We start from the raw sequence: 16621 nt of genomic DNA on the forward strand, positions 1-16621 counted from the left end.
TTTGTACCGTTTTTATTACTTTTTTTACACCCCGCCCTCCTTTTTTATCAAGAACTTTTCGCCCGACTACCTAAGCTGTTGTGACTAACAACTTGTTTGTCAAAAAGTTGACTATCAAAAGTCAGACCTGTGGAGGTGTATCGTGAGTTTCAGCATCGTTTGTGGTGCGTTGTTGGTCCTGCTGCTGCTGGGCTATCTGGTTTACGCCTTATTTAACGCAGAGGACTTTTAAATGGCAGCGTCAGGATTTCTGCTTATCGCCAGTTTCATGCTGGTGCTATTGGTGCTGTCCCGCCCCCTGGGGAGCTTTTTAGCCCGAATAATCGAAGGTGAACCTTTTGCAGGATTACAAAGAATCGAGGCCGGAGTATGGCGTTGTAGCGGCGTAAAAAATGAAGAGATGAATGGCTGGCAATATGCACTGGCTATTCTCTGTTTCAACTTGATGGGCGTTGTAGTGCTATTTGTGTTGCTGATGACACAAGGCTCTTTGCCACTCAACCCTGAAAATATGCCGGGGATGTCGTGGCATCTGGCACTCAATACCGCAGTCAGCTTTGTCACAAATACCAACTGGCAAGCCTACAGCGGCGAAAGTACCCTCAGTTATCTGAGCCAAATGGCTGGGCTGACCGTGCAAAACTTTTTGTCAGCCGCCACCGGTATTGCCGTGGCGTTTGCCCTGATCCGCGCTTTTGCCCGCCACTCCGCCGCCACTTTGGGTAATGCCTGGGTGGATTTGGTACGCATTACCTTATATGTCTTGCTGCCAATAGCCCTGATCATCGCCCTGATTTTTGTCAGTCAGGGGGTATTGCAAAATCTGGATGGCTACCTGCACATCACCACGCTGGAAGGGGTGAAACAAACCCTACCGATGGGACCGGTGGCCTCGCAGGAAGCGATAAAAGTGCTGGGAACCAACGGCGGCGGCTTCTTTGGCGCTAACTCCGCACACCCATTTGAAAACCCAACCGCATTCAGCAACTTTGTGCAGATGCTGGCCATTTTCCTGATCCCTTGCGCCCTGTGTTTTGCCTTTGGCCAAGTGGTGGGTGATAACCGTCAAGGCCATGCATTGATCTGGGCCATGTCACTGATTTTTGTGGTGGCAGTGGTGGTGGTGATGTACGCCGAACTGGCCGGTAACCCACATCTAACGCAGTTGGGCGCGAACAGTAATATCAATATGGAAGGTAAGGAGTCGCGCTTTGGCATCCTGTCTACCAGCATCTATGCCGTAGTGACCACGGCCGCATCCTGTGGCGCGGTCAACGCGATGCATGACTCCCTTACCGCGCTGGGTGGCATGGTGCCGATGTGGCTGATGCAAATTGGCGAAGTGGTGTTCGGCGGCGTCGGTTCTGGCTTGTACGGCATGCTGTTGTTCGTCCTGCTGACGGTGTTTATCGCCGGTCTGATGATTGGCCGATCCCCTGAATATCTCGGTAAGAAAATCGATGTATTCGATATGAAAATGACCGCACTGGCCATCCTGGTTACCCCGACCATCGTGCTACTGGGCACCGCGCTGGCGCTGTGCTCCGATGCCGGGCGAGCAGGAATTCTTAACCCTGGCGCACACGGTTTCAGCGAAGTGTTGTACGCCCTTTCATCTGCTGCCAATAACAACGGTAGTGCCTTTGCTGGCCTGAGCGTCAATACACCGTTTTATAACCTGCTGCTGGCGGCCGCCATGTTCCTCGGGCGCTTTGGTGTGATCCTACCGGTATTGGCCATTGCCAGTTCACTGGTGGCGAAGAAGCGGCAACCTGCGGGTAACGGCACGCTACCGACCTCCGGGCCGCTGTTTATCGGTTTACTGGTTGGTACCGTATTGCTGGTAGGCGCATTGACCTTTATCCCAGCACTGGCGCTAGGCCCGGTGGCTGAACACCTGCAAATTTGGTTAGCACATTGATGAGAGAATGACTATGACACGTAAACAACGCGCGATTTTTGAACCTGCACTGGTTCGCACTGCGCTGATAGATGCCGTGAAGAAGCTGGACCCGCGCGTCCAGTGGCGTAATCCGGTGATGTTCGTGGTGTATCTGGGCAGTTGGCTAACCACCCTTATCTGGTTGGCTATTTTGAGCGGTCAGGCCAGCGGTAGCGCCATGTTTACCGGCAATGTTGCCCTGTGGTTGTGGTTTACTGTGCTGTTCGCCAACGTTGCCGAAGCACTGGCCGAGGGGCGCAGTAAAGCGCAGGCCGAGAGTCTGCGTGGCGTGAAAAAAACCAGTTGGGCTAAGAAATTGTCTGAAGCCCGCTTCGATGCACCTCAGGAGAAAGTCTCTGCTGACAGCCTACGCAAAGGTGATTTGGTATTAATCGAAGCAGGCGATACTGTGCCCTGTGATGGCGAGGTACTGGAAGGTGGCGCATCGGTTGATGAAAGTGCTATTACCGGTGAATCGGCTCCGGTTATCCGTGAGTCCGGCGGCGACTTCTCTTCCGTTACCGGTGGTACTCGGGTGCTGTCCGACTGGCTGGTGGTTGAGTGCAGCGTTAACCCCGGCGAAACCTTCCTTGACCGGATGATAGCGATGGTGGAAGGTGCCAAACGGCGCAAAACACCTAACGAAGTAGCGCTGACGATACTGCTGATAGCACTGACTATCGTCTTTTTGCTGGCAACCGCAACGCTCTATCCATTCTCGATGTTTAGTGTGGAAGCTAACCAGGCCGGTTTACCGGTGACGATTACAGTATTGGTCGCACTGCTGGTTTGCCTGATCCCCACCACCATCGGCGGCTTGCTGTCAGCCATCGGGGTGGCCGGGATGAGCCGGATGCTGGGTGCTAACGTCATTGCTACCAGCGGGCGCGCGGTGGAAGCCGCCGGTGATGTCGATGTGCTGCTGCTGGATAAAACCGGCACCATCACCTTGGGTAACCGTCAAGCGTCTGAGTTTTTACCGGCTCCCGGAGTCACCGAGCAACAACTGGCAGATGCCGCGCAACTCTCTTCGTTAGCGGATGAAACGCCTGAAGGCCGCAGCATCGTGGTGCTGGCTAAACAGCGCTTTAATTTGCGTGAACGTGACTTGCACAGCCTGAATGCCACCTTTGTGCCCTTCTCTGCGCAAACCCGCATGAGTGGGGTGAATGTACAAGACAGAATGATTCGCAAAGGTGCGGTAGATGCTATCCGCCGTCACGTTGAGTCCAATCAGGGCCATTTCCCACGGGCAGTTGAAGATGCGGTCGAGAGTGTTGCGCGCACCGGTGGTACCCCATTGGTGGTGGCCGAAGGGCCGCGTGTGCTGGGTGTGGTGGCACTGAAAGATATCGTGAAAGGCGGTATTAAAGAACGTTTTGCCGAACTGCGCAAAATGGGCATCAAAACGGTGATGATCACCGGTGATAACCGCCTGACCGCCGCCGCCATCGCAGCCGAAGCTGGCGTAGATGATTTTCTGGCCGAAGCCACTCCCGAAGCTAAACTGGCGTTGATTCGCCAGTATCAGGCAGAAGGTAGATTGGTGGCGATGACCGGTGATGGCACCAACGATGCTCCGGCACTGGCGCAGGCGGATGTTGCCGTGGCGATGAACTCGGGGACGCAAGCGGCTAAAGAAGCGGGCAATATGGTGGATTTGGACTCCAACCCGACCAAGTTGATTGAAGTGGTGCATATCGGTAAGCAAATGCTGATGACCCGTGGCTCACTAACCACCTTCAGTATCGCCAACGACGTCGCCAAATATTTTGCCATTATTCCGGCAGCATTCGCCGCGACTTATCCGCAGTTAAATGCCTTGAACGTCATGCAGTTGCATTCCCCCGCGTCAGCCATTCTGTCGGCGGTTATTTTTAACGCACTGGTGATTGTGTTCCTGATCCCGTTGGCGCTAAAAGGGGTGAGTTACAAAGCGATGAGCGCGGCTGCCCTTTTACGCCGTAACCTGTGGATCTATGGGCTGGGTGGCTTACTGGTGCCATTTGTCGGGATAAAACTGATCGATCTGGTGCTAAGCGCCGTGATGATGAGTTGAAGTCACACTAATCAAGTGTTCAGCAATGGGCCACAGCACATGGTTGTGGCCGGTTTAAGCGTTATTTAAGAGGCAAATAAAATGTCATACCTGCGACCTTCACTGGTTTTACTGATATTACTGACACTGATTACCGGGATAGCTTATCCTCTGCTGACTACCGGTTTGGCAAAATTGATGTTCTCACATCAAGCTAGCGGTTCATTGGTGATGCTGGGTGATGAGGTGGTTGGCTCCTCATTGCTGGGTCAGAACTTTACCCAACCGGGTTATTTTGCTGGTCGCCCGTCGGTAACGGCGGATATGCCTTATAATCCAATGGCTTCTGGCGGCAGCAATCTGGCTATCAGTAACCCGGCACTGGATCAAGCCATTAGTGAACGTGTTAAAGCCCTGCATCAGGCCAATCCCACCCAAACCGGCCCGGTTCCGGTTGATTTAGTCACCGCTTCTGGTAGTGGTTTAGATCCACAGATTTCGCTGGAAGCGGCTTACTATCAGGCACCGCGCATAGCAACGGTACGCCAGATGCCGTTGTCTGAGGTTAAGCAATTGATTGATGATAATGTACAAAAAGCGACACCTAATTTCTTCGGTGAATCCGTCGTCAATGTGCTGAATCTGAATATGGCGCTGGATGCCAAAAGCCAGGTCAAAGTACCCGCCAACCCGATGAAATAATAAGGAAATATGATGGTGGAAGCAGAACCAACCCGTCCGGACCCCGACAGCCTGCTCGCGGTGGCGAATGAAAAGCCGCGCGGGCGACTGAAAGTCTTCTTTGGGGCCTGTGCGGGAGTGGGCAAAACCTACGCCATGCTGCAAGAAGCTCAGCGTTTACGTGCGCAGGGGTTAGATGTGCTGGCTGGCGTGGTGGAAACTCACGGACGCAGTGAAACCGCGGCGTTACTGGAAGGGCTGGCAGTTCTACCTCTAAAACGCATCCACCACCGCAACCGTCAGGTACGTGAGTTTGATTTAGATGCCGCGCTGGCTCGCCGTCCGGCGCTGATCCTGATGGATGAACTGGCCCACAGCAACGCCCACGGCTCGCGCCATCCCAAACGCTGGCAGGACGTCGAAGAGCTATTGGATGCCGGCATTGACGTGCTAACGACCGTCAATGTGCAACATTTGGAAAGCCTCAATGATGTGGTCGGTGGCGTCACCGGGATTCGGGTACGAGAAACGGTGCCCGATCATATGTTCGATGAGGCCACAGAAGTGGTATTGGTCGATTTACCTCCCGATGACCTGCGCCAGCGTCTGAGCGAAGGCAAAGTCTACATCTCTGGCCAGGCTGAACGTGCCATCGAACATTTCTTCCGTAAAGGGAATCTCATTGCCCTGCGCGAGCTGGCACTGCGCCGTACTGCCGATCGGGTTGATGACCAGATGCGGGCTTTTCGTGACAACCAAGGGCGTGAACGTGTCTGGCATACACGCGATGCCATTCTGCTGTGTATCGGCCACAATAACGGTAACGAAAAACTGGTTCGTACCGCCGCCCGTCTGGCCGCCCGTTTAGGCTGTATTTGGCATGCGGTTTATGTGGAAACCCCACGGCTGCATGGGCTGCCTGAAGCCAAGCGGCGCGCTATCTTACGCACACTGAAACTGGCGCAGGAGTTAGGAGCGGAAACAGCAACGTTATCAGAACCTAGTGAAGAGCGAGCGGTGCTGCGTTATGCCCGTGAACACAATCTGGGCAAAATCATTATTGGCCGCCGTGCCGAGCAACGCTGGAAACTGCGCGGTAGTTTTGCTGACCGCTTGGGCAAGTTAGGGCCGGATCTCGATTTGGTAATTATCGCGCTGGAAGGTGATAACCCGACCAACGTGGTGAAAGAGAATGATTCGCGCACTTTCACTGAAAAGTGGCGTATGCAGCTACGCGGCTGTGCGGCCGCCATCGGCCTGTGCGCTTTGATAACCTTATTATCACAATGGTTAATGCCCGGTTTCGATCAGGCAAACCTGGTGATGGTTTATTTGCTCGGAGTGGTGATTATTGCCCTGTTCTTTGGCCGCTGGCCATCGGTATTAGCAGCGGTGATTAATGTCGCCAGTTTCGACCTGTTTTTTGTCCAACCACACTGGTCGTTAGCGGTCACCGACGTACAATATCTGGTGACTTTCGGCGTAATGCTGATTGTCGGTATTGTGGTGGGTAATCTGACGGCAGGCGTGCGTTATCAGGCACGAATTGCCCGATATCGAGAGCAACGGGCCAGGCATCTGTATGAAATGTCACGAGGTTTGAGCCGCGCGCTCACCCCAGAGGATATTGCTAAAACCAGCCGCCATTTTCTTTCCAGCAGTTTTCAGGCTAAAACCGGCCTGCTGTTGCCGCAAGAGGATGGCAGTTTACAACAAATTGCCACCGATGAAGGGGGCATATTGTCAGTGGATGAAGCTATTGCCCGCTGGAGTTTTGATAAGGGCACACCTGCCGGTGCGGGCACCGATACTCTACCCGGCGTCCCCTATCAATTACTGCCATTGAGTGCCTCCAAACAGACCTTTGGTGTACTGGCGATAGAGCCGGCCAACTTGCGCCAATTAATGGTGCCGGAGCAGCAACGTTTGTTGCAAACCTTTACCAGCCTGATTGCCAACGCCTTGGAAAGGCTGCATTTGGCGCGCAGTGCCGAACTGGCCAAACTGGATGCCGAGCGGGAGCAATTGCGTAACTCGCTACTGGCAGCGCTTTCCCACGATTTACGTACTCCGCTAACGGTGCTGTTCGGTCAGGCAGAAATCCTGACACTGGATCTGGCAGCAGAAGGTTCGCGTCATGCTCCGCAAGCCAACCAAATTCGCCAACAGGTATTAAGTACCACTCGATTGGTGAATAACCTGCTCGATATGGCACGTATTCAGTCCGGTGGTTTTAATCTGCGCAAAGAGTGGCAATCGCTCGAAGAGATCGTTGGCAGCGCGCTGCACATGCTGGAAACCACCTTAAGTTATCATCAGATTAAGGTCGAATTACCCGACGAAATAGTGCTAATCAATTGCGATGGCAGTTTGCTGGAGCGGGTGTTTATCAACTTGCTGGAAAATGCCCATAAATATGCGGGAAATACCGCCTCACTGGGTATTCGGGCCATTGTGCAAGGGGAGTGGCTAAATGTAGAAGTGTGGGATAATGGCCCCGGAGTCACCGCTGGGCAAGAGAATCTGATTTTTGACAAATTCTCTCGTGGTAACAAAGAGTCAGCAATTCCGGGAGTGGGCTTGGGTTTAGCCATTTGTCGTGCCATTATTGATGTACACGGTGGGCGTATCTGGGTTGAAAAGAGCCAAGATGGTGGTGCGAGTTTCCGCTTTACACTACCACTAGAGAAAGCGCCGGATATTGATGGTGAAAACATGGATACTGAAAAGTGATATACCCTAAATAATTCGAGTTGCAGGAAGGCGGCAACTGAGTAAGTCCCTGGGAGCTTACATAAGTAAGTAAGTGGGGTGACAAATCTGCCAGGAGCAGATTTGAACGCGGCTTGCAGCGGCCTCACAGAGGCGAGGCTCATGGACGGGCCGAGTAACGAAAGCAGCCAACGCACAAGCAGCTCGAAGTATGACGGGTAAGAGGAGAAATGACTATATCCCCGACTAACATCCTGATCGTAGAAGATGAAAAAGAGATCCGCCGCTTTGTTCGTATTGCGCTGGAGAGTGAGGGTTGGCGGGTATTTGAGAGTGATACTCTGCAACGGGGTTTAATTGAAGCAGGTACCCGTAAACCGGATCTGATCATTCTGGATTTGGGATTACCGGACGGCGATGGGCTGACATACATTCAAGACCTGCGCCAGTGGAGCGCGATCCCCATTATTGTGCTATCGGCCCGTAACAGTGAAGAAGACAAAGTGGCGGCGTTGGATGCCGGTGCCGATGACTATCTGAGCAAGCCCTTTGGTATCAGTGAATTGCTGGCGCGAGTACGAGTGGCTTTACGCCGCCACAGTGGTGGTAGCCTGGAAAGCCCACGGGTCGATTTTTCCGATATCAGTGTCGATTTGATTAACCGTCAAGTTACCCGCGCGGATGTTGACCTGCATCTGACACCGATTGAATTTCGGCTACTTTCAGCACTCTTGGCTAATGCAGGTAAAGTGATTACCCAACGCCAGCTTTTGAGTCAGGTCTGGGGGCCAAATTATGTCGAGCACAGCCACTATCTGCGCATTTATATGGGGCATTTACGCCAGAAATTAGAAACAGACCCCACTCGCCCTAAACACCTGCTGACTGAAACCGGCGTCGGCTATCGCTTTATGCCATAACAGATTGTGCGCCATCAAATTTCACCTTGAGACTAGGAAAATAGCGTTCAGCGGCGTAGCATCTTGTTTTTAAATTGCTAATAGGTCTTATTATTCATGAGCACTTGGTTAATTTACGCCCTGCTGTCTGCCCTCACCGCCTCCCTGGTCGCAATCTTCGGTAAAATCGGCTTACAGCATTTGGATGCCAATACCGCCACTGCGGTTCGCGCTGTTGTGATGGCACTATTTTTAGTCGGAGTGGTTGTCGTGCAGGGTAAATTTAATCTGGTTGGCACAATATTGGCAGATAAAAAAGCGCTCTTGTTTATCGTGCTAAGTGGTGTGGCGGGTGCGTTGTCCTGGTTGTTCTACTTTATGGCTATCAAGCATGGCAATGTCTCGCAAGTGGCCCCCATTGACAAACTCAGTGTGGTTTTTGCGGTGATTCTGGCCGTTATTCTGTTTGGTGAAAAGATTTCACTTGTGGCAGGAGCCGGTGTCGCACTGATTACCGCCGGAGCATTACTGGTAGCGTTAGGGTGATAGATGCTTAACGGCACAAAATGAGCGCCTTGGCACTGCGAATACCAGAATCAAACGACTAGCAGTCTGTCACCTGATTCTGGCCCGATATTCTTAAGGCTGTTATTTAGCGCCCGCCAGAACGTCACTGACAATATCGACCGCTTCCTGTTCTATCTTTTCGCGATGTTCTGCCCCCAGGAAGCTTTCACAGTAGATTTTATAAGCCTCTTCGGTACCTGATGGGCGGGCGGCAAACCAGCCGTTAGCCGTCATCACTTTCAGGCCGCCAATGGAGGCACCATTACCCGGAGCCGCCGTTAAACGCGCAGTAATGGGGTCACCCGCCAGCGTGCTGGCCTGCACCATTTCTGGCGACAGCTTAGACAGCGCATTTTTCTGTGCTTGCGTTGCCGGAGCCTGAATACGGTTATAGCTTGGTGCGCCAAAGCGCTTGGCTAAATCATCGTAGTGCTGCTGTGGATTTCTGCCCGTCACCGCCGTAATTTCCGCCGCCAGTAGGCACATAATGATGCCATCTTTATCCGTAGACCACGGCTTGCCGTTAAAGCGCAGGAAAGATGCCCCCGCGCTCTCTTCACCGCCAAAACCAAAACTGCCATCGTGCAGACCGCCGACAAACCACTTGAAGCCAACCGGCACTTCCACCAGCTTACGGCCTAAATCAGCCACCACGCGGTCAATCATCGCACTGGAAACCAGTGTTTTACCTACTGCGACATCAGTTCCCCATTGCGGACGATGCTGGAACAGGTAATTGATGGCTACCGCAAGATAATGATTCGGATTCATCAAACCCGCTGGCGTGACGATACCGTGGCGATCGTAGTCCGGATCATTGGCAAAGGCTAAATCAAACTTATCACGCAGCGCCAACAAGCCTGCCATCGCTGATTCTGACGAGCAATCCATGCGGATCACGCCATCATGATCGAGATGCATAAAGCGGAATGTCTGATCGACGAAATCATTAACCAGCGTCAGATCCAATTTATAATGCTCGCCAATGCGTTGCCAGTAAGCAATACCAGAACCCCCGAGAGGATCGACACCTAACTTCAAACCGGCGGCTTGAATGGCCGGGATATCCACTACATCCACCAGGCCTTCTACGTAGGGCTGAATCAAGTCTTGCTCACGCAGATGGTTACCACGCCAGGCTTTATCCAGTGTTTGCCGTTTAACGCCGTCTAATTTCAAACTGAGTAATTGATTAGCATGCTTTTCTATTACCGAGGTTAAATGGGTGTCAGCCGGGCCGCCATTCGGTGGATTATATTTGATACCACCGTCTTCTGGCGGGTTGTGCGACGGCGTGATGACAATGCCGTCAGCCAGAGCTTTACCCTGCGCGTTATAGCAAAGGATGGCATGAGAAATAGCCGGTGTCGGGGTGAAACCATTATCTTGCTGCACCACCACATCCACGCCGTTCGCCGTCAGTACTTCCAGCACCGAGATAAAGGCCGGTTCAGATAAGGCATGGGTATCTTTACCCACATAACACGGGCCGGTAATGCCGTGTTGGTGACGAACTTCGGCGATCGCCTGCGCGATAGCCAGAATATGTGCCTCATTGAAACTGTGGCGCGCTGAACTGCCACGGTGCCCAGAGGTACCAAATTTGACCGCATGGGCCGGGGTTTCAGCATCGGGTTGCAATACATAATATTGCGACGTCAATTGGGCAACATTAATCAAATCACTTTGCTGAGCAGGTTGCCCGGCTCGAGGATGATTGGCCACAGTCACTACTCCCTATAGGCTTTCACTTTCATAGCAGGACAGCTCTGTGCCCAGCGGGAAAGATAGTTTCAATGAAATCAGACATTCCTGTAGATCAAATAGTCCCGCACACTTTGTCAGTCAAATCCGGCGGGAACTGCATCGCCAGCATAATATGTTGCACCATGCTGCGTTTACGCTCGGTATTGGTATTGGTGATAACCCAGTATGGCGTACCTGCCACATGCTTAGGTTTGGTGTGTGTCCCGTTTTGCAATAGTGTTTGCTGATCACCGGCAAAATAGACCCGGGTGCGGCCATGTAATGATTCGGTCGCCTCAGTAAATGCCTGCGCATCCAGCGAGTACAGTGTTGATAGCACCAACATAAAGCGGTTAACTGACCTGCTTTGCTCCGCATATTCATCGGACAGCAGTAATTCACGTACCGCACGAACCCTATCCTTCGGCACGGGAGCGGTAGCGACTTTTACTACCGTAGTATTACTGGCAGGCACGTTGGCTGCCATCTGGCCTGGGGTAAACTTCAACATACGCCGTAAAATGTCGGACGCACTCTCACCAATGTGTTGCGTATGGCTGGCAATATAGCGATAAAGTTCTTCGTCGAGTTCAATAGTTTTCATCTTTATCCAGTACGGTTTCTACTTTCTTATGCATATCGAAGGATTATAAAGTCAAAGCGCGCTGACGAGTACCTTTATCATGGCTTATCGGGATAAATCCCCCGCCCTTGCCTACAATGATGCAATAATCCACATGAACTTGATGATAAGGCGAATAATCGTATAGCAGCACACCTAAGCTCAGTCATGATACCCTAACCACAATATCTCTCAGTATGAACTTCGCCATGAAATTAAACTTCCGCTTACAAAATGCACTTTCTCCCACGCCCGCCCTGCCCATCATCCTGATCCACGGGTTATTTGGTAATCTTGATAACCTGGGGGTTTTGGCACGCGACCTCCACAAAGACCATAATGTGATTCAGGTTGATTTGCGCGACCACGGTTTATCGCCTCGCTCGCCACAAGTGAATTACCCGGAAATGGCGCAAGATGTATTGGAATTGCTGGATCAGCTTGAAATAGAAAAGGCTATAATTATCGGTCACTCGATGGGTGGAAAAGTCGCAATGGCGATGACCGCACTGGCTCCGAATAGAATTGAGAAATTGGTTGCCATCGATATCGCCCCAGTCAATTATCCGGTACGCCGTCATGATCAGATTTTTGCCGCGCTGAATGCGGTCAACGCAGCAGGGGTAACTCAACGTCAGGAAGCCGCTCAACTGATGCGTGAGTTTATAAAAGAAGAAGGCGTTATCCAGTTCTTACTGAAATCATTTCAAGGCGGCGAATGGCGCTTTAATGTGCCTGCGCTATGGGATCAATATGAGAATATTGTTGGTTGGCAACCAGTACCTGCATGGCCCCACCCCATTTTGTTTATTCGCGGCGAATTATCCCCCTATGTTCAAGACAGCTATCGTGATGATATTGCTCGTCAGTTCCCGCAAGCTAAAGCGCATGTGGTGGCAGGAACCGGCCATTGGGTACATGCAGAAAAACCGGACTCGGTGTTACGGGCCATCCACCGCTTTATCGATGCAGAATAATGTTGCGCACCCGGATGTTGATTAAAAATCATACCCTGGGGAAAAGAAATGTATTTCCTGTGGAAAAATTGTGCAAAAAAGAATGAATTAGCCCAATCTAATCACAGTAAAGCATTGTCGTTGCTCGCTTGGCTGGGGTATTATGGCGCGCTATAATTTTGCCGCGGTGTATGGTCGCTGTTCTCAGGCTATAACCGGTGCAAATGCAAATTCAGGCTGCGATATATAGGTTATTAAATGCGCTCTATCTATGCTCTCAACCTGATACGTGTTAACCGAATCGTCAGACAAGGCTCCGTTACGCTTTCTGATGTAAATCCCTTGTAGTAACGCTACCTATGGCAAAAGAACAAACGGATCGCACGACGCTGGATCTGTTCGCAGATGAACGCCGTCCGGGGCGACCGAAAACAAACCCATTATCCCGTGATGAACAGCTTAGAATTAATAAGCGAAATCAACTGCAACGCGATAAAGTCCGTGGCTTACGACGCGTGGAACTGAAGATTAATGCCGATGCAGTCGATGCTCTCAATAGTCTTGCAGAGCTGCGTAACATCAGCCGTAGTGAGCTAATTGAACAGATGTTACTGGCTCAATTAGCGCATGATCACTCTCATGAAGGGTTTTAACCCTACCGGTTACCACGACGGCGTGGCGTAAGTCATTACGCCACGCCAATATCCTCAGCGTTGCTTAGAAAGTTTCCCAATTGGCGTTGTTGTCTACCTTAGTGACAGGTGCCATCGCTGTGGGATGCGCCCGAGGCTTCACCGCCGGTTTAACCCGCTCGTCATCCAGGTGTAATTTGAATACCGCCACCGCCCGATTCAATTGTGTTGCCTGTTCTTCCAATGAGGCGGCTGCGCGCGAAGCCTCCTGTACCAGCGCAGCGTTTTGCTGCGTCACGCTGTCCATTTCAGCCACCGCCTGCCCGACCTGACTGATACCTTTACTTTGCTCATCAGAAGCCGAGGCTATTTCCCCCATTAAATCAGTTACATTGGTAATCGAACGGACAATTTCATCCATCGTAATACCCGCACTTTCCACCAACGCCGAGCCACTGCTAACACGGTTGACCGACTCATTGATCAAGCCATCAATCTCCTTCGCCGCTTGCGCGCTGCGTTGGGCCAGGTTACGCACTTCACTGGCTACCACCGCAAAGCCACGGCCCTGCTCGCCCGCCCTTGCCGCCTCCACTGCCGCATTCAGCGCCAGAATGTTAGTTTGAAAAGCAATGCTGTTAATGACAGTAGTTATGTCAGCTATTTTTCGTGAACTGGCAGAAATCTCATTCATGGTGTTAACCACATCCGCCACCAGCAACCCGCCCTTTTTCGCCGTCGCAGAGGCACTCGCCGCAAGTTGGCTGGCATGATGTGCGTTATCCGCATTGTGTTTTACGGTCGCGGTGAGCTGCTCCATACTCGCTGCCGTCTCTTCCAATGCCGCCGCTTGCTGTTCGGTGCGGGATGACAAATCAGTATTACCGGCTGAAATCTCAGCGGCACCGTGATAAATACCGTCGGTACTGCTACGAATCGTCTGAACCGTGTTCACCAGACTGGTTTGTACATCGCGCAAAAGCGGAAATAACCGCCCAACACAGTTTCGACCAAAATCGGCGATAGGCTGACCAAGCTGACCGGAAGCAATCACCCGGAAATGCTCGCGGATCTCATCCAACGGGCGCACCAGGTTCGCCACCAGATAACGATCCGTCGCTAATAAAATCAACAAGCCAGCAACCAAAGCAGAGATAAGCGTGACGCTACTCACTTTTGTCAGATGTGAGAATTGTTCTTTAGCCACCCCGATAGCTTTTGATGCCGACTGATTAAAGCTTTCTGCCACGGAACCATATTGGCGGCTCAAGGCAGGCACGGTTTTCTTGGCCAATTCTTGATACGCGGCACTATTGTTATCCATCGCGGCCTGATAAAGCGGGGTAACACCCTGTTCAATTAATCCGCTCCATCCATCAATAACCCCAGTGACTAGTACAGGATCAATTTGTGCATGGTCGACAGCTTTAAACTCTGCCAGTTTTTTTTTCAAATTCTCCAGGGCGACATTCGATGATTTCAGTTCTTTGTCTGCATCCGCGATATTACCGCTTTGGCGATAATCCACTGAGCGGGCAAGCCGTGTCACCATACGGAAATACTGATCGGTTCCCTGATTCACCAAATTCATGTTTTCTACCAATACACTGTTCGCATTGGATGATTGTGTTAATTGATTCAGTGATAGCAATGTATAAGCTGATACGCCGCCCCAGAGCAGGCAAAATATGCCAAGAACCCAAAGTAAAGCCACCCTGATGCTAATATTTTTTAAAAACTGCATGTGCGTTCCCCTTATATAACGGATGATTGCCGTTAGAGACTCTGGTGTTATTTGATGACCGAAAAGCAGTAAAGTACGTCCATACAGCTAACGATAGCTCCTTTACCGGCAGACTTTCATCTGACGAATTTCCCCTGGCACCGCAAATTGCAACCATTCGGCTACACAACGGTTATCGGCAACGGCGTTGTAAGGTTGAGTGACTCGCGAAAATTTAATATCGCATAAACTTGATATCAGCCTGATGCTGTTTTCTGGCATTATGTTGCCCTATCGAAATGTGCTATATTATTGGGCATAACGCGCAAAAATCAGCATAACCATTTGAATTTAAAAGGTATTAAGTTATATGGCAACTGTAGGCATTTTCTTTGGCAGCGATACTGGCAATACTGAAAACATTGCCAAGATGATCCAAAAGCAACTGGGCAAAGAGGTTGCTGAGGTTCATGACATTGCCAAAAGCAGTAAAGAAGATTTAGAAGGCTTCGATATTCTGCTGATCGGTATTCCAACCTGGTATTACGGTGAAGCGCAGTGTGACTGGGATGATTTCTTCCCAACCCTGGAAGAGATCGATTTCAACGGCAAGCTGGTTGCATTGTTCGGTTGCGGTGATCAGGAAGATTACGCCGAGTATTTCTGTGATGCGATGGGCACAGTGCGCGATATCATCGAACCGCGTGGCGCTGCTATCGTCGGTCACTGGCCAACCGCAGGCTACCATTTTGAAGCCTCTAAAGGCCTGGCTGATGACGACCACTTTATTGGTCTGGCAATCGATGAAGACCGTCAGCCAGAGTTGACCAATGAACGTGTTCACGCTTGGGTAAAACAGATCAGTGAAGAACTGAATTTGGCCGAGATCGTCGGTTAATTTGGTATATCGGAAACGCTGTGATGGTGTCTTTTATATACAATCAGGCGTTTCCGCCCTTTTTTAAGCACGCTTGCTTCGCGTAAAATAACCTCTTTCGCCCTGAATAGCCCACCAAACATGTGTGGCTATGTCTGCCGGGTAAATTTGCTTTGTTAAGCGGCCCACAAATCCGCACCATCATCGGTGTAAAATGAAAATAAACGGCTACAAATTTGTAACTTTATTTGTAGCCACTGTACACTTGAATGATGTGTTATCCCCATTCCTCAACACACTGCATGATTAATCTTACAAAGTGTGCAATTATAACTTTGTTAACAACCACGGTTTTCATTTGGGGCTAGCAGTTCTATAATGAGACGCAATTGAGAATATTGCGCCACGGATGTCATAGGCTGAACAGCCTTAATTTGAATCGATAGTAATAGGACTGAATCCGCATGACTGACAACAACAAAGCCTTAAAAAACGCAGGCCTTAAAGTAACACTGCCCCGGCTCAAAATTCTGGAAGTGTTGCAAAACCCAGCGTGCCATCACGTCAGCGCGGAAGATCTTTATAAAAAGCTGATCGATATCGGAGAAGAGATTGGTTTGGCAACGGTTTACCGTGTGCTGAATCAGTTTGATGATGCCGGTATTGTTACCCGCCATAACTTCGAAGGCGGCAAATCAGTCTTTGAGCTGACGCAACAACATCACCATGATCACCTTATCTGTCTGGATTGCGGCAAAGTGATCGAATTTAGCAATGAATCGATTGAATCGCTGCAACGTGAAATTGCTAAACAACACGGTATCAAACTGACCAATCACAGTCTGTATCTGTACGGCCACTGTGAATCCGGTGATTGCCGTGAAAATGAGTCAGCTCACGACAAAAGATAATGCTGTTTTATCGCGTTAACTTATAAAGATTTTTAAGCACTGCTGAAATATACAACCCGCAATATGGCCGCCTTTCCCGCATGTAACCCGAGATTAGCTCGGTGGGGAGTCAGGTGGTCATTCTTATTTATACCCTTATCCCTTAGTTACTCTCATTCATCCTATGAACCAGCGCAAGTGCTGCTCAAAATAGTTTATAACCAATTTGTTATTCGCTGGCGGCCTACCTGCAATGACTTTGGGTATAGACCTTGCGGCCTGCATAAATTTAACGCAAAAAAAACCCCGGACTCGCCGGGGGAAAGCTATCAACTC

Annotated in this window: 14 protein-coding genes; 11 read left to right on the forward strand and 3 right to left on the reverse strand. The window is 50.8% G+C overall.

The annotated features are described in order from the left end of the window. Window positions 1–142 precede the first annotated feature (142 nt). The 7 genes from YALDO0001_RS05510 (at window position 143) to YALDO0001_RS05540 (ending at window position 8818) form a co-directional block, all read left to right on the forward strand. Entirely contained in the window at window positions 143–232 is a 90-nt protein-coding gene (locus tag YALDO0001_RS05510) for a K(+)-transporting ATPase subunit F (protein WP_033850939.1), read from the forward strand. Then, entirely contained in the window at window positions 233–1921 is a 1689-nt protein-coding gene (kdpA, locus tag YALDO0001_RS05515) for a potassium-transporting ATPase subunit KdpA (RefSeq protein WP_004700719.1), read from the forward strand. Between the two features lie 13 nt (window positions 1922–1934). After that, window positions 1935–4001, forward strand: a complete 2067-nt coding sequence (kdpB, locus tag YALDO0001_RS05520) for a potassium-transporting ATPase subunit KdpB (RefSeq protein WP_004700721.1) — start codon at window positions 1935–1937, stop codon at window positions 3999–4001. Between the two features lie 81 nt (window positions 4002–4082). Further along, on the forward strand, window positions 4083–4682 hold the full coding sequence (kdpC, locus tag YALDO0001_RS05525; RefSeq protein WP_004700723.1) for a potassium-transporting ATPase subunit KdpC: 600 nt from the start codon (window positions 4083–4085) through the stop codon (window positions 4680–4682). Between the two features lie 12 nt (window positions 4683–4694). Continuing rightward, window positions 4695–7394: a two-component system sensor histidine kinase KdpD gene (gene kdpD, locus YALDO0001_RS05530; protein ID WP_042839464.1), complete on the forward strand. Its 2700-nt coding sequence runs from the start codon at window positions 4695–4697 to the stop codon at window positions 7392–7394. A gap of 209 nt (window positions 7395–7603) precedes the next feature. After that, window positions 7604–8293: a two-component system response regulator KdpE gene (gene kdpE / locus YALDO0001_RS05535; RefSeq protein ID WP_004700727.1), complete on the forward strand. Its 690-nt coding sequence runs from the start codon at window positions 7604–7606 to the stop codon at window positions 8291–8293. 96 nt (window positions 8294–8389) lie between these two features. Then, a complete protein-coding gene (locus tag YALDO0001_RS05540; RefSeq protein ID WP_004700728.1) occupies window positions 8390–8818 on the forward strand; it encodes an EamA family transporter in 429 nt (142 codons plus the stop codon). Between the two features lie 102 nt (window positions 8819–8920). On the opposite strand, the gene pgm is transcribed toward YALDO0001_RS05540, so the two are convergent. Further along, complete coding sequence (gene pgm, locus YALDO0001_RS05545) at window positions 8921–10564, reverse strand: phosphoglucomutase (alpha-D-glucose-1,6-bisphosphate-dependent) (protein WP_004700730.1); 1644 nt, start codon at window positions 10562–10564, stop codon at window positions 8921–8923. A gap of 94 nt (window positions 10565–10658) precedes the next feature. After that, window positions 10659–11189 (reverse strand): replication initiation negative regulator SeqA, encoded by a 531-nt coding sequence (gene seqA, locus YALDO0001_RS05550; protein WP_004700732.1) that lies wholly within the window; start codon window positions 11187–11189, stop codon window positions 10659–10661. A gap of 227 nt (window positions 11190–11416) precedes the next feature. Here seqA and ybfF point away from each other — a divergent pair, with 227 nt between their 5' ends. Together ybfF and ybfE are read left to right on the forward strand one after the other, a co-directional pair. Then, window positions 11417–12184, forward strand: coding sequence for an esterase (ybfF, locus tag YALDO0001_RS05555; protein WP_042839465.1), 768 nt, complete (start codon window positions 11417–11419; stop codon window positions 12182–12184). Between the two features lie 338 nt (window positions 12185–12522). Then, window positions 12523–12816, forward strand: coding sequence for a LexA regulated protein (ybfE, locus tag YALDO0001_RS05560; protein ID WP_004700739.1), 294 nt, complete (start codon window positions 12523–12525; stop codon window positions 12814–12816). 64 nt (window positions 12817–12880) lie between these two features. On the opposite strand, the gene YALDO0001_RS05565 is transcribed toward ybfE, so the two are convergent. Beyond that, on the reverse strand, window positions 12881–14539 hold the full coding sequence (locus YALDO0001_RS05565; RefSeq protein WP_004700741.1) for a methyl-accepting chemotaxis protein: 1659 nt from the start codon (window positions 14537–14539) through the stop codon (window positions 12881–12883). Window positions 14540–14888: 349 nt separating this feature from the next. On the opposite strand from YALDO0001_RS05565, the gene fldA reads away from it, so the two are divergent. Next, on the forward strand, window positions 14889–15416 hold the full coding sequence (fldA, locus tag YALDO0001_RS05570) for a flavodoxin FldA (RefSeq protein WP_004700746.1): 528 nt from the start codon (window positions 14889–14891) through the stop codon (window positions 15414–15416). Between the two features lie 443 nt (window positions 15417–15859). After that, window positions 15860–16306 (forward strand): ferric iron uptake transcriptional regulator, encoded by a 447-nt coding sequence (gene fur / locus YALDO0001_RS05575; protein WP_004700748.1) that lies wholly within the window; start codon window positions 15860–15862, stop codon window positions 16304–16306. Window positions 16307–16621: the final 315 nt, after the last annotated feature.

The organism is Yersinia aldovae ATCC 35236, from assembly GCF_000173735.1.
In the GTDB taxonomy this organism is placed as follows: Bacteria; Pseudomonadota; Gammaproteobacteria; order Enterobacterales; family Enterobacteriaceae; genus Yersinia; species Yersinia aldovae.